This is a genomic window from Limnohabitans sp. MORI2 (assembly GCF_027925025.1).
In the GTDB taxonomy this organism is placed as follows: Bacteria; Pseudomonadota; Gammaproteobacteria; order Burkholderiales; family Burkholderiaceae_C; genus Limnohabitans.
This window is the reverse complement of sequence record NZ_AP027058.1, coordinates 1,308,533-1,330,482: the sequence shown is the minus strand read 5'-3', so window position 1 is coordinate 1,330,482 and position 21,950 is coordinate 1,308,533. Positions and strand designations below refer to the sequence as shown.

Annotated in this window: 1 protein-coding gene (cut by a window edge); it reads right to left on the bottom strand. The window is 56.3% G+C overall.

Going from position 1 to position 21,950, the window contains the following annotated elements; all coding sequences use genetic code 11:
• Positions 1-21,950 carry the 5' portion of a filamentous hemagglutinin N-terminal domain-containing protein gene (locus tag QMG27_RS06345; RefSeq protein WP_281814474.1) on the bottom strand. It extends 12,016 nt beyond the left edge of the window, so the window shows 21,950 of its 33,966 coding nt (coding positions 1-21,950); the start codon lies at positions 21,948-21,950; its stop codon lies off the left edge, out of view.

Here is a 21,950-nt window from a genome sequence, read left to right as displayed (position 1 = left end):
CCGTAGCTTTGTGCGGCATTGCCTGTGTTGACCGTGCTGCCATTCAAGGTAGCGGGGCCAGACACAGCAAAGGCATACCCGCCACTCACCGCACTACCCAAGGTGGTCATTCCCGTGCCGCTGTTGAGCGTGGTGGCAGCGGTCAACACCAGTGCGGTGTTGGCGTCACCCATGGTCAAGGCGTTGTTCGTCCCCGTGGCTAAGGTGCCAGCCAAGTTGATGCTGCTTGGTGTGGTGACGCTCGCACCATTCGTGAAGTTAAAGCTGTCGCTGCCAGAGGCACCCAAGGTCAACGTACCGCTGTTGAGGAACGGGGTGGTGCTGTCAAAGGTGTTGTTGCCACCGGTCACCGTCAAGGCATACGCGCCGCTGATGGGGCTACCCAAACGCAAGCCTGCACCTGCATCACTCTTGAACAAACTGTCTGCCGTCAATGTGATGGCGCCCGTGGCCACACCCACGGTGCTGCTGTGGGCGTTGTAAATCACGCCTGCGTTGCTGATGCCTGTGCCTGCGACGCTCAACACGTTGGCGATGGATTGGCCATTCAAGTCCAGCGCCGCGCCGTTGTTCACCGTCAAGCTGCCAGAACCCACGGGGCCTGAGATGATGTTGCCCACACTGCCAGAGCCGAGTTGCAACACACCGGCTTGCACGGTGGTGCCGCTGTCATAGGTGTTGGCGCCCAAGAGCGTCAAGCTGCCAACGCCTTGTTTGAGCAAGTTCACGCCTGTGCCGGAAATTACGCCCGACAAGCTGCTGGTGCCTGAGTTGTTCAACGTCAAGCTTGTGCTGGTGCTCAAAGCCAACGCGTGTGTGCCTTGAATGGCGGCACCGTAAATCGTGATGGGGCCTGCAATAGTGATGTCAGCGCCCAAGGTGATGTCGCTGCTGTTACCCAAACGGCCCAAGGTCAAGCCTGTGAGGGTGTTGGCCAAGCTGTACACGCTGGTGTTAAGTGTGGCGCTGAAGCTGCCTGAGAGCACGGGTTGAATCGTCACAAATCCATTGCCCGAGAAACCAGACGTCAAAGGACGTGCGTTGTTGGTGAGCACCAAACCACCCCCACTGTTGCCCGTGGCCGTGCTGCCGCTGTAGGTTTGCGTGCCAGTGAGGGTCAATACATTCGGACCCAACTTGCTCACTGTACCTGCACCGCTGATGTTGCCTGCGTAGCTCACATCATCTGAACGGTTGAACACCAAGACCGCGCCGCTTGCCACTGTCACGTTACCTGCAATGCTGCCGGTATTGCTCGCATTACCCACTTGCAACACGCCTGCGCTGATGGTGATGTTGCTGGTCGATGTGTTGGCACCGGTGAGCTTGACGGTGTTGGTTTGTTGTTTGGTCAAGCTACCCACACTCAATACACCGCTGAAGGTGTAGTCGGTGGTGGAGTCCAACAACAAACCGCCATTGGCTTGCACGTTGCCAGACAGCAACTGCCCTGCGCTGCCCCCGTTACCAATGCTGATCTTCTTGCTGCCACTGGCGTTAAGGTTGGCAATGCTCACATCGCCCACGATGTAGCCTGTGGTGTTGTTGGCGCCGCCCAAGCTCAGGGTGCCTGTGCCTGTGATGTTCTTGTAATAGAGGCTAGCCGCACCTTGCGATGAGTTCTCGCTCACGGTCACACCTGAAGCAATGTCAATATTCATCGCATAAGCCGCCGTGTCGCTGCCAATGAACCAAGGTGTGAACGAAGTCACACTGTTGCTGGCAGTGAAGTGTGCCGTGGCCTCGCCTGCGGCACGAACCACCAAGCTGTTCATGTTGTGGCCTGTGAAAGTCACATTACCCTTGATGAAGTAGCTAGCACCGGCACCGGTGGGCGTCATCACATTGGCAATCGTCAGGCCGGCGCTGCCACCGTCCACCACAACTGTTTGGCTGAGGTTGGTGTTGATGCCGCCTGTGGTGGTGATGCCAAAGCCACCGATGTTTTCAAATACGCCGCTACCCGTGACGCTGAAGGCATTGGCAAATGTTTTCGCGGCGGTTGTGTCAAAGCTCAATCGTGCGCTCACAGCCACCGTGCTGGTGCCCAAGGCGTTGCCACTGCCACCCGCCACCAGTTGGCCACCCGAGATGGTGGAGCCAGCCGAATACGTGTTGTCGCCTGTGAGCGTCAACACACCCGAGCCCGTCTTGGTGAGGCCACCTGTGCCTGCAATCACACCGGCGTAGTTCACGCTCTTAGAGGCATCGACAGAGAATGTGCCGCCACTGGTCCCCAGCGTGATGCCACGGTTGGTGTTGAGTATGAAGTTGTCGGTGGCCAACAAGCTGCCACCGTTGAGGGTGATCTTGTCGGTCACCACAGCGCCAGGTGACGCGCCTAAATGGTTATCTGCCGCGACAGACAAGGTGCCGCCGTTGATTTGAATCTTGCCTTGATGACCGCTGTCATAGCCTGTCAATGTGCCTGTGAATGTGCTGGGCAAAATGGCCAAGGCGACGTTGGCGCCATCGGGCAACACACCGGTTTGACTCAAGTTGCCGGTCACGGCCCAGTTGCTGGCATCTGACCAATTGCCGTTGCCGCCCACCCAAGTGGCTGAGCTCAGTTGAGAAATGGTTTTCGAGGCATTGCCTGACGCCAAGTTCACGGTGTAGTTGTCTTTGTCCGCACCGCTCAACACCACGCCTGTGACTGTGACCTGCTTGGTACCTACATGGCGGTCTGCAAAAGTGCCTGTGGCCGAGGTGTACGTCACCACGTCGTTGGAAGCCAGAGCGTTGAAGGTGACCGTGCCACTGAAGGTGGCTGCTGTGTTGCCGTCATACACCTTGTCGTTCACCACGAATCCCACCAAGTCGATGCTCTTTTTCGCCACCGTCAATTGGCTGCCACCTGTTTGACTCATCGCGTAACCCAACTTAGACAAACCATCGGTCAAGTCATACGCTGTGGCGCGGTAGTTCAGCTTGCCAGCGTTGGAGTACGTGGCGCCTTGAATGATCAAGCCCAAACCTGTGACGTTTTCATCGCCGTTCAAAGCCGCGCGCAAGGTAGACAACGGCGACGTGCCATCAGGCTTCAAGCTGTTGAGTGTGAGCGTATGGTCAAAGCCATACGTCACGGTGTAGCTATCGATATTGGCCGTGGCTGTGGGTTGTTGACGGTAAATCGCATTCACCACATTGGGGCTCAAGGCCCAGGTGTAGTTGGTGGTGGTTTCGTCTGAGTTGTAACGGAAGTTGCCGGAGCCAGAGCCCACCAAGGCCGTTAAACCCGTGCTATCGGGCACGCTGCCACCCATCAAACGAATGGTGCCACCGCTGCCCGCTGTGATGGTGGGTGTGCCCGTGATGACGACGTTCCCACCTGTGGCAGTGCCCGCTGCACTGCTCTTGCCCGCGTTGATGAGCACCGCATTGGCTGTGGTGCTGGTGGTGCTCACGCTTTGAGCAATCGTCACATCGCCGCTCATGGTTTCAATGCGCACATCGCTTGTGGCGGTGATGCCCGTGGGGTTCACCACGCCAATCGTCAACGCACCCGCGTTCACATAGGTGAACGCGCCCACGCCGCTGGCCGCCAAGGTGTTCACGCTGTTATTGGTGTTGTCCAAGGTCACCGCACCGCTGAGGAATGCCAACTTATCTGCAACGACGTAGCCCGATGCGCCGTCCGTGATGGTGGTGCCTGTGAGCTTGATGGTGTTGTTGGTAGCCGTCAACGGTGCGTTGATGGCAATCACACCACCATAAATCGTCACGGGGCCTGCGATGGTGGTGGCGCTCCCCACGGTGACGCCACCTGTGTTGCCGGTTTGACCAATCGTCAAACCAGACACGCCACCTTGGTAGGTGAGGTACGCCGTGTTGAAGGTGTTGGCAAACGAATGGCCATCGGTCGGGCGAATGGTCAATGCCCCCGACGTGTTGAACGCCATCGTGCCTGATGCGCTCACATCATCTGAAATCACGGTGATGTTGCTAGAAGAAGTGGTCACTGCTGACCCAGCGAGTGCGCCCAAGGTGGCTGAACCTAGGTTATTCACGATGCTTAAGCTGCGCGAACCTGTGTTCAAAGTGATGGGGCCTGAACTGGCCAACAAATTAAACACACCGCCTTGCGAAGTCAAATAGCCTAGGCGAATACCCACGCTACCCGTTTGGCTCGTTGAACCCAATGATTGGAAGCTCACACCGCCACCGACACCTGTCGCAATCAATGACGTGGTACCAGCCATACCCACACCTTCACCACTGATGCCTGTGCCGTTGCTTGCCGATGCATCAGACAACCAAACAATCGCATCAGACGCCGTATTGGACGATGTCACCGTCAACACACTTGTTGCATCGTGCCAGCCTGTACCTGCACCACCGCCGTTGGTGTCTGATTTACCTTCCATGTAAATCTTGCCAGTGCCTGAATTAATCAAACCTTGGCCTGTGGTCAAGAACCCACGGAATGAAGTCGTCTTGCCACGAATGTAGATATCACCGCCATTGGTTGACAAGGTGGCATCTTGCAAAAAGATAGCTGGTTTATCAAAGTTCAACGCACCCACTGTGATGTTGGTACCAGACACGGCATATCCATCCCCGACGGTCAAACCATTCCATGTCGCCGTGCCAGCTCCTCCAGCCATCCACACATGACCGCCACTGGTACTCACAGATGAGTTGGCAAACATGAAGATGCCACCGTTGGTGCTTTGACCATCGCTGTTACTCCACAGCACCACGTCTCCACCGTTAGTGGTGATGGACTTGGTGGTGGCCAACAAAATATCACCACTCGACTTCAGCAACACATCGCCACTGATGCCACCTGATCGAGTGTCAATATTGCTATTGATATTGATGCCGCCGCCGTACAAGACCACGGGTCCTGCAATTGACAAATCAGCATTCACTGTCAGCGTACTGGTGTTGCTGGTATTACCTAAAGTCAATCCAGTCAAAGTTGAAGCAAAGCTGTAGGTATTGGTGTTAAAGGCCGTGGAAAAAGTGCCATTGGCTGCAGGTTCAATGCTTAAGGAGCCAGCACCTGCGAAGCCAGTTGTCGTTGGACGTGTATTGTTTTGGAAAATCAAGCGTCCTTCTGAAATAACTGTCGTGCCAGTGTAGATTTGTGCACCGGTAAGTGTCAGTGTGTTGTTGCCCAGCTTTGTTAGAGTGCCAGGTCCTGAGATAACCGTATTGATGGTTTGATCATCGGAGCGATTGAATTTAATAGTTCCTACATCAATCACATCTCCAGCAAGGCTGCCAGAAGTTGCGCCATTGCCAATCTGTAAAGCGCCCGCCAAAACCTGCGTGCCGCCTGTATGTGTAAATGCCCCGCCAATTTGTGTTTCGCCTGAACCGTTTTGTACGACAAGCCCCGTACCGCTGAGGTTGTTTGGCAGAGCAAGCAAATTGCTGCGGTTGAAAATCAACACGCCATTGTTGGTCACATTACCAGTTCCCAAACTGCCCGTTGTAGAACCACTACCCAATTGCAGCGTTGCATTAACTGATTGCGTGCCATAGCTGATACCCGTGCTTTGGGTGTCAACGATATTGAGAACGTTATTGTTGATGATGGTAGGACCTGTGTAGGTATTTGTGCCTGTGAAATTCACTTTGCTACTTGAATACAAACGATCCACACCATAGCCACTTCCCCCTGTGACGACCGCTAAACTTTGTGTTCCTGTTGGTGCGGTGGTGGTGAAGTCTGTGCCCAATACATTGCCAGTTCCATAGACAGCGTACGAGCTGCCACGACCTTGGTAAGCCATAGCTTGCACATCACTGCCTGATTGTTGGAGCTTGACAAAGACGACTTTTGTCCAATCTCCACCTGAACCTGTTACGGTGTAGTCCCAATAAAACTGGACTTGGAAAGTCGCCGTATTTGTCGACGCATCAAAGCGTTTTTGATAAATGCCAGCTTGTGCGTCGTAGGCCACGGAACCGCCAGATTCACGTGCACCAGATAAACGTGCCAGCACTTCGGCAACAGTCGTGTTGCTGGCGATGGTTTGAGCAGAGGTCGTCACAAAACCGCTGAACAACTCTGTTTTTGAGGCCATCACCTCAACGCCACCCGTACCACTGATGTTGTAACTGATGGTGCTATCTACACCCAAGTTAAAGCGCAAAGTACCGTTCGTCGTTACTCCCGAGGTTGTCAACGAGCCAGTAGCGCCTCCATCACCCAATTGCAATACGCCAGCGTCAATGGTTGTAGCGCCTGTAAACGTATTTGCGCCTGTCAACACTAAGGTGCCTGTACCTTGTTTTACTAAAGATGCTCTTGTGCCGAAAATGACACCGGATAACTTGCCGGTGCCAGTCTGGTTGATGGTCAATGCACGGTCATCCGCGATCGTAATGTTGTAGTTACCGTTCACGCTGCTGCCACTCAGCCACACATTTCCCGTGGTGGCATCGGTGGTGGTCAAGTTGGCGTTGAGCGCTAAGGCACCGCCATAGATGCGCACAGGGCCTGCCACGCTGATGTCGGCGCCGAGCGTGATGTTGGCAGTGTTCGCGGCGTGGCCCAGTGTGACGCCAGACAAGGTGTTGGCCCAGGTGTAGCTGCTGGTGTTCAATGCAGCGCCAAAACTGGCATTGGCCACTGGCTGAATAGCCACCGCACCACTACCCGTAAAGCCTGAGGTGGTGGGGACTGTGTTGTTGACGTAAATCAGTTGGCTACCCACGGTGCCGGTGTTGGTGCTGCCGGTGTAGGTTTGCGAACCTGTGAGCGTGAGGGTGTTAGTACCCATTTGTTGCAGGCCGCCCGTGCCTGAGATGTCATTGCTGACCGTCACATCGTCTGTGCGGTTAAAAGCCAAAGTGCCGCTGACATTGACAGCACCCGTGCCCAGAGAGCCTGATGTACCGCCATTGCCCACTTGCAAGGTGCCTGCGGTCACCGCCGTGCTGGTGTAGCTGTTCGCGCCTGAGATGACCATGGTGCCATTGCCCGACTTGGTCAAACCACCCATGCCTTGCAACACACCTTCGTAGTTCAAGCTCTTCGAGGCATCCACTTGGAATGTGCCGCCGTTGCTGGTAAGGGTAATGCCGCGGTTGGTGTTGAGCGTGAATGAATTGGTCGCATTCAAAGTGCCACCGTCGAGGGTGATCAAGTCTGCCGTGGTGCTTGCAGGTGTCGCGCCCAAGTAGCTGTCGCTCGCGGCACGCACCGTACCTGCAATTTGGATCTTGCCGGTATAGGCCGTGCTGGCCGCATCAGCCACCACACTGCTACCACTTGGAATGATGGCCAAGGCCACGTTGCTCAAGTTAGGCAACACACCAGTTTGAGTCAGGTTACCCGTGACGGCCCAGTTGGCAGGGTTGCTCCAGTTGCCACCTGCTGCGCCCACATACGTGGTCGAAGGCAATTGAACAATCGTGCCTGCTGCGGTTTGGCCCGAGTTGGTGTCCCACACATAGTTGTTGGCGGTGGTGCCTGAAAGCGTCACACCCGTCACGGTGACCACGCGGCTGTTGGACACATTCACCGAGTCGTAGGTGCCTGCAATCGCGCTCACCGTCACATCGTCGCTACCAAACACCGTGCTCGGTGTCACGCCGGTGGTCAACACCGAAGCCGCTGTGTTGCCGTCATAAGTTTTGCTGGCCGTCAACGTGCCGCTCAAAGTCACCACCTTGCGATCAATCGTCACAGGTGAGTTAGCGACGGTGATGCTGTAGTTGTTGAAGTCAGCCGTGCCTGTGGAGGCTGTGATGGCCGTCATGAAGTTGTTGCCATTGCTCGACACATTGGCAGATTGCGCCACCACCGCCGTGGGCACCATGGTTTCACCATTCACCAACCCACTCACAGTGACCGAGGTGGGTACCAAGCTCGTGCTGCCGCTGTAGGTGGCACGCACCGACACCACCAGTGGCATCTTGTTCACCGTCATGTTGTAGGTTGCGCCCGTCAGGGTGTATTTGTCGCTGGTGATACCAAAGGTGTTGCTGGCCAGTGTGTGATACGTCGTCGCATTCGGGCTGCTCACGGTGGCGCCACCGGTCAACGTCACCACATCGCCCGCCACGATACCGCCGATGGTGTACGTGTTGGTCGCGCTGTTGAATGACACATTGCCATCGTAGTTTTTAGACATATTGACGGTGATGGGTGCCAAGGTGATGTCACCAGTGCCTGTCAGTGTCGGGGAGCTAAAGGCGTAGCCATAAATCGTTTTTTGACTTTGCGCGTTGTAAGCGGTCACGATCACACCGTTCACAGACACTGTTTTGCCTGTGCCCACACCCACAATGGTGGAAGCGCTACCTGCAGAGGTGTAGTGGCTATTGGTGGTTTGCGTCACAGTCAGCACATCACCTGGCAGCAAACCTGAGACTGCGATGTTGCTGGGTTGAATGACGACACTGTCTGTGCCGTCATAGGGCTTGGTCAAAGTTCCTACCAAGGAGCCCGTCAAGATGGGCGCATAGGTGTAGAGCAAACCGTTGCCCGTGCCTAGCACGGCATTGCTGCCGTAGGTGGCGCCGTACTGCACATAGTTGTTGGCCAAGCCGCCGTTTTCATCGCCGCCATTGGCTTCGGTTTCCAGTGGAATGCTGTTGGCACTCCACACCTGCCAAGTATGGCCATTGCTCACGCTCAGCGCACTTGCACCCGCACGGTTGTAGAACTTCGCACCGGCCAACACGATATTGCCCGAGGTGGTGCTGATGCCCTGCCCGCTCATCAAGGTCAGATTGGCTGTGTTGGCTATCGTCACATTGCCTGTGGCGCTGATGGCGCCGACATCCAAGGCCACACTGTTTTTCATGTTCAAAGTGCCAATGGTGCCGGTGCTCAACAGCGTATTCACGGTGTTGTTGGCATTGCTCAAAGTCACGCCACCCGCACCGCTGACGGTGAGGCCATAGCTGTTGTCATCCACAAGACCCGACAAAGTCAACCCTGTACCAGAGACAGCTAAGGTACTGGCTGCCCCCAAGTTCACAGCGCCAGACAAGCTGCTAGAGCCTGTCGACACCCGCAAGGTACCGCCATTGAGGTTGAGGGTTTCATTGCCAATCGCGGCGTTCTGCAAATCCAACACCGCACCGCTGGCCACCGTGGTCGTGCCTGCGTTGTTACCCAAACCATTGTTTTGCGTCACCACCACTGTGCCGGTGTTCACCGTCAAGTTACCGCTCCAAGTGTTGAGCCCTGACAAGGTCAGCACGCTAGTGGAGGTGTCTTTCACCACCTGGCCGGCGCCGCTGATGATGCCGCTCAAGGTTTGTGCGGTGCTGGAGCTGTCTTGCAATTGCGCCCCCGAGCTGATGGCCATGTTGCCTGCGTACGTGCCAGCGCCCAAGCTGCCAGAACCTGTGAGTTTCAAGATACCTGCCGTGATGGTGGTGTTGCCGCCGTAGGTGTTGGCAGCGGTCAGATTCATTACGCCTGCAGCACCTTTGGTGAGCGTGCTGCTAGCACCAGAGATGAGGCCCACAGTGCCAGCCACCGTGGGATTGAGTGTCAAGCTGTTGGTGGTGGCGATGGCTTGCAAGCTCAGGTTCGCGCCGATCACTGTCACATCGGTGTAGGTCGCTGTGTTGGCCAATGCTGTGGCCAAGGTCACATCACCTGTGGTGCCTGCATTCAAGGTCAGGACTTTGGTGGTGGGTGATGTCAGTGTGCCGGTAAAGCTCATGGCAGCACCCGTGCCACCCAAGGTGCTGTTAAAGCCAAACGAGCTGCCGCTGTCTTGCATCACCACATTGCCGCTGTAGATCTGAGCGCCGCCTGAGGTGACTTGCGTGCCTCCGAGCGTCGCAAGCCCGTTCATGTTGAACACCCCCAAATTAGTCATCGATCCGCCCGTGGTGAGTGGGCCATTCACCGTCAAGTTGTAGCGGTTGGCCGAGCCAGCCACAGTCGATGCGGTGGTGATTTGTGTGCCCGTCAGCGTGGCGTTGGCACCCAACGCCACCAAACCGTTGTAAGTTTGGCTCAAGTTGCTGGTGTAAGTGCCGCCTGAAAGTGTGAATGTGGTGCCGTTGCTGCTCAAACCATTGAAGGTCATCAAACCGGCATTGCTGGCAGTGGTCTTGCCGTAGTTCAATGCGGTGTTGAGATCAAACGCGGCCACGGTGCTGGTCAGGTCCAACGATGAATTGGTGGGCAGCGTCGATGAAAACACGGCGCGGTTGTTGGTGCCTGCAATCGCACCCATGGTGTTGTCCATGCTGGTGTTCAATGCCGTCATGCTCGCATCCGCGGTGCGCAGCTTGGTGAGGCCTTGCATCACCTTGCCCAAGCCAATGCCTGAACCATCAATCACCAAGTTGTTGTTCGTTAACACCTGTGTGTCGCTGTAGGCCATACCAACCACGGTGGGGCTGCCCACTAAGCTCAAGGTGTTGGCCAACTTCGTGCTGGTGCCAATCACCAACTTGGAGTCGGCAAACAAAGGGCTGCCCGCTGTGTTGGCCAGCAACTCGTAGAAGAAACCGTTCGCCCCTGTGGTCATCGTGCCGCCGTTGAGCAAATAGCCACCGCCATAAACACCCACTTGTGCCTTCACGGCCTTGGTGGTGCCATCTGCCAAATAGGCATAGCCCCAAATGGCTTGCGGCGCTGAGCTACCGTAAATCGCTTTGAGGTAGGGGTACAAATCTGTACCCGTGCCCCATGTGGCCGTTGCGAAGTTGGCATGTGGCAAAGCCCCTAGCAACGATGACGTTGCCAAGCCTGTGGCAGGCCCCGTACCACCCACACCGGCTGTATCGGTGCTCATGCCCGAGGTGGTGCTGTCGTAATACAGGTTGTTGCGAATCACCCAGTACGTGGTCACTTGGTTAGGTGCCGTGCCTGTTACCGTGGTGCCTGTGCCCACGCCACCAAACGAGGCGCCGACAGAGGTGGCGTTGCTGGTCGAGCTCACCATGCCTGTGGAGTAGCCGTAGCTGAACGTGCCACGCGCGGCATAGCCCACCAAACCACCCACATTGGTCGTGCCGGTGACAGCGCCTGTGGCATAAAAGTCTTGAAGCGTGCGGGTGTAAGTTGTGTCGTTAGAGTAGCCTAAAAAGCCGCCTGCACCGTCACCCGTGGCAGTGACCATGCCCGTGGCATAGCTCGTCGAAATGCCACCGTTGTACGTCAGCAAGCCAACAAAACCTCCCACATACATCGTGCCACTGACTGCGCCTGCAGCACGTGAGTTAGTGATGTTGCCCGATGCATTGAAGTACCCTACAAAGCCACCGGCATTCGCCCCTGTGCTAATCACTTTGCTGTTGCCATAAGACGACGCGATGTTGCTGCTGTTGTACATTGTTCCGACAAAGCCGCCCACACTGCCTGCCCCCGTCACCGAGCCCGATGCGCCCGATGTGTTCACGGTGCTCCCGCTCATTTGTCCGATGAAGCCGCCCACATCCACACCCGAACCCAACACCACAGTGTTGACCGTTGATCCTGTGACGGTAGAACTACCGAGATAGCCCACCAAGCCGCCCACTTGGTTACCAGTGCCACGCACGCCATACGAGCCGGTCACCAAATTATTGGCCGTCGAATTGGATATCGTTGAGGTCGAGTAGACATAACCTATCAATCCGCCTACATATGTCGCACCTGACACCGTGCCATTGGCTGCTGTGGCGTTGATGGTGTTGTAGTACGAATACCCGGCCAAACCACCCACGTTGTTAGACGTCCCTGTCACATTGCCATACGCTGTCGCGTTGTTGATGCCGCCGTAGTAATACAAGTAGCCCACCAAGCCACCAACGTTAGAGGTACCAGTCACGTTACCGGTTGCGTAGGCATAAGACACCACCGCGTTCGAGCTATTACTGGAATAACCCAACAAACCACCTGTTGAATCACCCCCCGTCACATTGCCTGTGGCGTAGGTGGTGCTGCCTGTGGTTGCGGTTGTGCCCGTGATGGTTGAGTTGGTCCAACCAACCAATCCACCCACGTTGCCTGAGTTACTCTGAACCTCACCCGTACTAAACGAGTTGCTCACAGCCGCGTAGTTGATACCAATCAAGCCTCCGGTGTACGAGCTGCCCTTGACCAACGTGCCAACGTATTTGTTCCAGCTTGTCGTCGCGGATGACTGCCCAATCAGGCCGCCGAAATAGCTGCCGCCATAAATTCCACCCCAGCCCGTGACCGTGCCCGACACAGATGAGTTCGTGACAGAACCGTTGCTGGCATTACCAATCAAACCACCCACGTAGCTGCCAGAGGCCTCTAAATTGCTCGTCACAAAGGTTGTGTAGGTGGGCGTGTTGGACACCACGGCCACACCCACAGCTCCTTCAGACTGACCAATCAATCCACCGACATACGACACACCTTTGACCAAGCCTGTTGTGTGCGAACTGGTGTTCAAAATCGACGACGTACTTTCAAGATAACCCACCAAGCCACCGGTGTAGTTGACCGTGCCTGTCACAGCGCTGGTCGAGCTAGAGCCTGTCACCGCACCTAAATACACACGCCCTGCCAAACCACCCACTTGGTTTGCACCTGTCACGGCACCAGAAGACGTCGAGTTGGTCAGGGTGCCCGTGTTCAACCGGCCCACAATGCCGCCCACATGCGTACCGCCTGAGACAGTCACACTCGAGGCGTCTAAGTTCAATGCGTTGGTGGTGCTGCTACTCGCGTTGATCAAGCCCACCACGCCGCCGACGTTGCTATAGCCCGCATTAGAGCCACTGCCAGAAACCGTATCACCAGGATCTGGGGTGTAAGTGATGTCACTGCCCGTCACCGAACCAGCTGCGCTGGCATTGGTGATGGCACGCAAATACGAAGTACCCACCTCGGTACCGATGTTCAACTTACCCAACACCGAGGCATTGCTCATGGTCAAACGGTCCAGCGCAGTTGTGACGGTACGGCCATTGAGGTAGCCAATGAAACCTAAGTTCGACGTGTACTGACTCAACGTCAAATTGGTAATGGTCTTGCCAGTGGCATCCAAGTAACCCGAGACATACGGCACAAACACACCCGCATCCATCGTGATGTCGTTGGCCAGTTTGAACTTCAATGTGATTTGATCGGAGTAGCCCAAATAGTTTTTCACGTCGGAGGAGGACGTCAGGCTGTAATAGCCACTCGCATCGGGACCCCCAAAGTAGCTCGCCAACTTGGTCGTATTGCTTGCAGCCAAACCATCCAGTGCAGGTGTGAACCAATCGGTGTACTGTGCGCCAAACAAACCACCTGTGGTGATGAGACTCGTGACAGCCACACGTGTGCTGGGGCTAGCAGGCGTGAGGCCTGTGATCGACACCGCATCAATGTTGTAGTGTGCGTTCGCCAAGCTAGCGCCAGGTGTGACAAAGCCCACCAAACCGCCATAGTTGTAGTCAGCAGTCACAGCACCTGTTGAATAGGCGTTGTTAATGCTTGCCGTCGTATCCGCACGCCCCACCAACCCGCCCACGTCGTAGCGCCCCGTGACCGCACCTGTTGCATATGCGTACTTGGTGCCGTTCGCGGGAATCGCGCCGACAGCAAAATCACTTGCTTGAATGGTGCCCGCTAACTTACCCACCAAACCACCCACAAAGTCATATGTGCCCGTCACAGGGCGTGTGGTGTAAGAACCTTTGATGATGGCGGTGTTGTTGGTTGCCCCCACCAAACCGCCCACCGCTGAAATACCCGACACCGTGCCCGTGATGTACGTGGAGTCAGACACCGTGGCGCTGTTTAAGTTACCAATCAAGCCACCCACGTAGTAAGACGAGGCACCTGTGCCACTCACAGAACCTGAGGCGTACGAGTTCACCACGTTGCCGCCAGACACATAACCAATCAAGCCGCCAATGCTGTGCGCAGTCGACCCTGCCACACTTACCGCACCTGTGGCAAATGAGTCTGTGACCGTGTTGGTCGAGTAACCAATCAAACCACCGGTGTAATACGCCGCTGTACCTGCGCTTGTCACCGTCACATTGCCACTGGCATTGCTAGTGGTCACCGTGCCACCGGAGTTACCCACCAAGCCACCCGTTCTATCTGAGTAATAGCCTGTGCCACTGACTGCGCCTGTGGCATATGAATTTGAAATGGCCGCCCCCGAATAACCGACCAAACCACCGGTTTGACTAGACGAGTTCGTTACATTGCCCGAGGCATAAGAGCTGCTGATCGGCGTGGTGCTGTACCCCACCAAACCACCGGCATAGATTCCAACAGCTGTCACATTACCCGTGGCATAGCTGTTGGCAATGCTGTTGCCAGAACTGTTGCCCACCAAGCCACCCGCATAACCGCTGCCACTACCAGCCACATTACCCGTTGCGCGAGAGTTGGTGAGCTTGCCACCGTAATAAGTACCAGTCCATGAGTTGTAAAACGTGCCCAAGCTGCCGATCAACCCGCCCACGTTGTTACTTGCACTTTGCGTCACGGCCCCCGATGCCCACAGGTTGTCAAATACGGGTCCGTTGGCAGAACCAATCAAACCACCCACATAGGTGCTGCTGCCTGTGACCGCGCCAGTAGCACTCGAATAACTCAAGCTGATCAAATCCGTGGTGATGCTAGAACCCGGAGAAAAACTGTACTGACCAATCAGACCACCCACATAACTAGTGCCCGATACCGTGCCAGATGCCGTGAGCAAAGTACCGAGGTTGTCTGTCACATTCGCGTTGTTAGGTGCATAGCCAGAGTTGTAATACCCAAACAAGCCCCCCGCTTTGCTGGTACCGCTCACGGGAAGATTGCTCGTCAAATTGCTGGCAGCCACGCCATCGGCCCAGCCCACCAAACCACCTAAATCACCCGTGCTGGGGATGATGCCTGTGTTGATGCTGTTGATGTTGGTCACCTTGGCGGTGGTCGACGTGACTTGCGCTGAGCTTGTGTTGTACACCACGCTCTGCCCCACATAGCCTGCGTAACCACCGATGTAATTGGTGCCACTCACATCCGCCGACAAAGTGCTCACGCCACCCGAAATGATGACGTTATAGGCAGAGCCCACGGCCGCGCCTACATACTCCAAACCATTCACCAACCCCGAGGTGGACACTTTCAAGTCGGTCAACGTGCTCTTGTACACCTCGCCCAAGAAACCCGTGTGCGCTGTGGCTGCGCGGTTGTACGCAAAGTTGGTCACGCTGTAGGTATTGCCCTTGAACTCTGTTGCCCCAAAGTAAGGCAAATAGGCCGTCGTGGCACCTGTCATACCGATGTCGTTGGCCAGCTTGAAGGTGTAGCCATTCACCGCACCGCCTGCAGCGGATTGTGTGAAGGGCAGCATGGTGTCAAGGTCAGCCGCAGACGAAATCAAATACGCCCCAGTGCCGTCTTGCGTCAACCCGCTGCTCACAATCGACAGTGGTAAACGACTTGTGGGTGTGACCACCACAGACGCACCGCCCTGCTTGGACCATGCGTCATATTGGCTGGTGTACAAACCACCCACCGTCAACACTGCAGTGCCATTGATGGTGCTGTTACCCATGTCGTAATAGCTGTTGCTGAACCAGGTGCCGGGTACAAAGTAGCCCACCAAACCACCATAGTTCACGACGTTGGCATCGGTGGTGATGTCGCCTTCGTAATACGCGTTTTGCATGGAACCACCTACCGTGTTGCCACTGGTGCCCATGCGCCCAACCAAACCACCGACAAACGCTGTACCAGAACCTGTGCCTGACACTGTGATGTTGCCTATTGCGTAGGAATTGGCAATCGTTGCTCTCCACGAAGCGTCGCCCACCAAACCACCAAAGAAGCGTTTGTTGGCCGTGGTGCCAGTGCTGGAAATGCTGCTGGTCACAGAGCCGTTTGTGATATCCACCGTGCTGGCGTAACCCACCATGCCGGCGATGTAATTACCAGTGCCTGTGATGCTGGTGCTGTTGACAGTGGCATTTGAGATGCTCACATACACGCCATAGCCCATCAAACCCGCCACATAACTGCTCGTACCCGAGCCACTGATGGTGGGCACATTCACCGACACACTGCTGAGGCTGTGGCTGTAGCCAGCCGTTGTGGTGCCACCAACCAAGCCGCCCACATAGCCACCGACACCTGTGATGGATGTCGCCGTGACACTGGTGTTACTCAGCGTTGTGTAGGTTCCCACATAGCCCGCGATGCCACCAACATACGCATTCGTACCCGACGCGGTGGTGCCCGTCACCTTAGCAGTTGAATACGGCGACAAGGCAGCCCCATAAGCCGGAGTATTCGTTCCGTTTGATTGGACCGTCAGCGATTCACCGTTACGACCCACCATACCGCCAACTTGGTACGTGCCTTGCACCCCAGTGTTGCCTGCAATGTTGACGTACGAGTTGTAAATGGTTGAGCTCCAAGAGGCTTCACCCACTAAACCACCCACATTGGGACCTAAGCTGGTCACACCAGCGCCGCTGTAATTCGAACCATAAATATAGGCTGTGCCATAAACATAACCAATCAAACCGCCCACTTGCCCCGATGTGTTGGTTCCGTTCACGGTGCCTTGTGCGGATGAAGTTTTGACGGTCAACGTATAACCGTTGTCCATGACCCCAAGCAAACCACCCACGCGGTTGGTGCCTTGAATATTGCCGGCGGCACTAGAGCCATTGATGGTCAGGCTACCTAAGTAGGTATAACCCACCAAACCACCCACATTGGCGGCTGTACCTGTCACACTGCCTGCACTGCTCGACGTGTTGATGGTGGACGTACCGTATTGATAGCCCACCAAACCACCCACCGACGATGTGCCACTCACATCACCACTGGTCGTGGCCGAGGTGATGGTGCCGTTGTAGTAGTACCCTACCAAACCACCCACGGTATCGGATGTGCCTGTGACGTTGCCTGCCGCACTGGCCGTGGTGATGTTGCCAGTACCTGTGACATAACCCACCAAGCCACCCACACGGTAGGTACCCGACACGTTGCCACCCGAAGCAGACACACTGGTCAACGTACCGCTACCACTCACGCCTAACAAACCACCCACTTGGTATGACGATGTAGCTGCCACCGCCCCTGTGGCAAACGCGTTGGTGATAGAGCTAGAGCCAGCATCACCTATCAAACCACCCACACTGTAGTTACTGCCCGTGACGGTCACGTTGCCCACTGAGTCCACGTTGTTCATGGTGCCCGACATGTAACCAAATGCACCGCCAACGTTCGCACCCGTAGCTGTGATGCTGCCGACTTTGTGCACATTGGTGACGGTCATATTGCCGTTACCCACCACGCCGCCTACATAGCCTGACCCTGTCACGTTGGTGGTGAGTACATAAATATTGCTCAACGTGCCCGAACCCGCAGAACCCATCAAACCACCCACATAGCTGCTGGCTGAATTGCTCACAGAGCTGGTGCCGTCCATGATCACATTGGTCATGATCAACCCACTGGCTGCGCTACCCACCAACGCACCGGTGTTGTTGCCCGTGCCTGTGATGCTGGTGTTGGTCAAACGCACATCACGCACCTGCGCTGTCCCGCTGGTGCTGTAAAACAAACCCACGTTGCCAGAGCCCGACAAACTCAAGCCTGTGACGGTGTGCCCCAACCCCGTGAACGTGCCCGCATACGCTGCGCTGCTGGTGCCCAACACGCGCATATTGGCGTACTTGGAGCCAGCAGCTAGCCCTGTGGTGGTGAACGTGCTGGCGTCAATGTTGCCAATCAACGCAAAGTTCAAACTGTTGCTGGTTGTACAGTTCGCAGCCGTAGCGCAAAAGAGCGTTGTGCCCGATGCACCAGTGGACGTGAACGCGTTAATTAAGGTGTAGTTCCTCGACGTCAAATAACTTTGTGTTGTGAACGTCGAACTTGTTGTTGCAAAGTTAATGGCGCCATTAAAACTGGCGGCCAAGGTGGCGCCTGAACCAGTGGTGCCTATGCCAAAGACATAGTCACCCGCACCCGCGCCCGATTGGTTGTACTTCAATGCAATGCCTGAAGCCGATGTGGTGCCATTCACATTGATTGGCGCATTGATGTAAATATTGCGCGACGAGGTGAACGTGCTGATGTTTTCACCACTGAAGGTGACAGGGCCATTGAAGGTGATGTCACCGGTGCCCGCACCTGTACCCGCTGTAACGGCGAGTGAATAAGCACCACCATTGATCGTGCCTAACGTGATGCCGGGCGTGCTGATGAATGTGCTGTTTCCAGCGAGGGTAATCGTCCCCGTTGCCGCAGATGCCGCCGCAGACGAGTTGGTCAACACACCACCCGAAGATACGCCTGTTCCAATAACCGACAAGCCATTAAGCAAGCTATAACCATTGAGGTCAATGGCCGTGCCGTTTGCCACGGTAACGCTGGCTTTTCCTAGCGCTCCGCTGGTGATGGACCCCACTGCGCCAACCGACGAAACACCGAGTTTCAATGTGCCAGCCGTAATGGATGTGCCGCCTGTATAGGTGCTTGCACCCGACAAGGTTGCCACACTACCTGCACCAATTTGTGTCAAGTTGCCTATGCCTGAAATTGAATTACCCAGGGTGTAAGCATTGGTGCGATTCAGCACGAGCGTGGCGCTGTTGGTCACGCTACCTGTTCCCAACGTGCCCGTGGTGCCTGCGTTACCGACCTGCAAAGTACCTGCGCTGATGGTGGTGTTGCCGTAACTGTTGGTGCCAGTGAGACTGAATTTGCCGCCCGTTGCATCGAACGATATGCCGCCTGCTCCGGTGATGTTGCCACTGAGCACCACGTTAATGGCATTGAGTGAGAGTGTGCTAGAGCCGGTCGAGGTAAAGCTGTGCAACGTATAGCCACTGGCTGTCCCTGAGCCTGAGTTCACGGTGCCTCCGCTCCCTGCACTGCTACCGAGGTAGCGCACGATCACCACACCGGAACCACCTGCACCACCTGCAAAGTTTCCAGAGTTGTTATGCCCACCCGCACCACCACCACCACCGGTGTTGGCTTGGCCATTGGTTCCTGTGGTCGCCTTTCCGCCGTTACCGCCACCACCGGCGCCGCCCAAGCCAGCACTCCCAGAAGCGTTGTCACTTAATGCGCCACCGCCACCGCCCGCGTAGTAAAGAACGGATCCAGTGATACCAGATGTCAAGCCCACACCGCCATTACCAGCACTTGCGTTACTCGAAGTCGTGCGGGTTGCGTTTGCACCTGCGCCACCTGCACCACCACCACCACCACCGGCCCAGCCACCATCGCAGCCAGAGCAGCTGACGCCCCACCCACCAGCGTTGCCCTGACCGGCCGTACCTGTGCCTGGTGATGTCCCATCCCAGTTAGATCCGCCGCCCGAGGCGCCATTGGTTGCAGTCCATAAATAGCCACCACCGCTACCACCGCCATACGCTGTCGTGGCAACAAATCCCAGTGAGCTATCCCCTCCGTTGGTGGGGGCTGTGGATGTGGCCCCATTCGCTCCAACACCGCCGGCTCCAACGGTGACGCTATAACTGCCAGCGGTAACATCCACCGTTCCAGCTATGAATCCACCGGCGCCGCCGCCGCCGCCATGGCGCGTGCCGCCGCCACCGCCGCCGCCAACAATGAGGTAATCCACGTTGGTATCTATGTCAAACGTGACACTGCCGTTGAGTGTCATGTTGTTAGCAAAGTTAGTCACACCACGGCCGAATAACAAAGTGGTTCCGTCAGCCGCCGTCAGAGTACTCGAACCAGCGGCCGTGTTTGTATAGAGACCTAAAGTACCCCCGTTGACGGTGGTGCTTCCGCTGTATGTGTTATTACCTGCTAGTGAGAGGTTGCCAGCACCATTCTTGGTCAGCGTGATGTTGCTACCACTGATGACGCCGCCATACACCGAATTGCCAGATTGGGTGACAGTGAAGTTTTGCCCCGAGCCTACAGTGATTGCGCCCGAGCCGCTAAAGTCAGTGGTCGTGACAGAAATGCCCCCACCGACATTAATTGATGCAGTCGTGGAAACGCTAGCGCTAGCTTGCAGTACCAAGCTCAGATTTGTTCCACTGATGCCGCCTGGGTAGGTGGAGTTGTCGTAAACGAGCGTGATGTTTCGCCCAGAATTGAGGGTCAATGTTCTAGCTGATCCACCGCTGTAGGTAATCGTGCCATCGCCTTGGCCGATGATGTCGTAGCCAGCATCTGTTTGGATGGTGACATTGTTGCTAGCCAGAGCTGTTTGGATGGTCGTGTTGGCGATGTAGCTGTTTCCCGCAACGGGTGTTTGCCCATTGCTCATATAAGTGGTGGTACCAGAGGTTGTTGATGAGTTGAAGTTGGTACCATTAGAGTTGATAACCATGTTGTACGGGTCTAGCAACCAAGTTCCCGCACTGCCGTAGGCCGAAGCCGTATTGACGTAAATGTCGTTAACGGAAAGCGTGTGCCCAGAAGTTTCTACCTGCCCCCCTTCGCCCTCACTCACCCCGCCCTTGGCGTAAATCGTACCGTTGACAGTGGTGACGGAATTCGTGCTGTGCACATCACTCCACAACACCACCTTGCCACCATCACCGCTGTCCGTGGCACTGGCGTCGATGGTGCTGTCGGCACTCATGCTCACAGTGGTAGCGTGGCGCAGCGTGCCACTGCCTTGCCAATCGCCACCGACCAACACGGTACCGCCTTGTGTGGCGCCTGTGGCGTCAATGAATGTGCCGCTCTCTAGGCTGATGTCATCGCCTTCCACTTCCACTCGGCCCGCGTGTGCGCGCGTGCTACTCACACGCAACAGAGTGTTGGTGCTCAGCAGCACTGCGCCGCGTATGGGTTGACTGGGGTTGTCCACGGGGGCAGAGTCGCCGGTGCCTTGCAGGTAAATGCGGCCACCGCCGTCTGCGCCTGAAGCGTCTAACACCGCGGTGCTCAAGTCAATGCGGCGTGTGGCTTGCAAGCGCACGGTGCCCCCCAAAGCCTTGGCCACAATTTGTGCTGAGTTGCTCACCACACCATTGGCAAAAATACGGCCGCTGATGGCCATGGCTTGCGCTGCCACGATATCAATATGACCCGCCTGTGCCGCGATGGCAGAGACATCCAACACGCCTGTCAAGGTTTGCGTGAACGTGTCGGTGCGCATGCGAATGCGGCCCACATCGGCTGCTGTGTTGTCCACGCTGCTGGCATTAGATGCGATACCCGCGATGGGACTGTTGGTGTTGGCCGCCGAGATGCTGCCACTGTTGACGATGCCCGTGCTCGCCTCTAGCAAAATGCGCCCTGCACGGTTGACGAGTGTCACCGCCTCAATGCGTCCACTGTTGTTGATGACCGCTGTTTGCAAACGGCTCGCCGCTTGCGCAGAGAGAATGATCAAGCCACCGGGTGCCACGATGGCGTTTTTGTTTTCCACCAAGGTGTTGATGGACGCCGCCGTCACCTGCACATTGCTCAGAGCCCCACTGCCATCAAACTGCAGCTCAAACGCCTCGCCCGCCGCCAATGCCACGGTGCCCAAGTTGGCCACGATTACCCCGCTGTTGCGGACCTCAGGCGCGAGCATGGCGATGTAGCCGCCCAGCGCGGCGCGGAGTTCGCCGTCGTTTTCGACCTTGCCCGTGGCACCGTTGCGGCTGAACTTGAGCTGCCCGTCCATGAAGTCTTGGTTGGTCGTGTTGTGCGTGGTGGCCACTAAACCACCCACATCCACACTGGAAGACTTGCCAAAGTACACCCCTTGCGGGTTGACCAACACCACCGAGCCTGGCGCGGTGATGCGCCCCAAGATTTGGCTAGGTTGGGTGTCGTTGACGCGGTTGAGCGTGGCGGCTTGGGCGTTGGGCTGTTGGAAATTGACCGCGGCGTCCTTGCCCACATTAAAGGTGTTCCAGTCCACCACCGCACGTTGGCTGGTTTGATTGACGTTGAGCGTGTTGCCCGATTGACTGATGCTGGCCTGCCCTGCCGTCACCTGCGCACCGCTAGGCAATTGTGTGGCTGCCACTGGGGTTTGTGCCTGCGCTTGGGCGGCCAACAAACCTACGCCCAAGGCCACTGCGCGCACGCACGCACCCAGACGTGCAAAAACGTCTGAATTCAA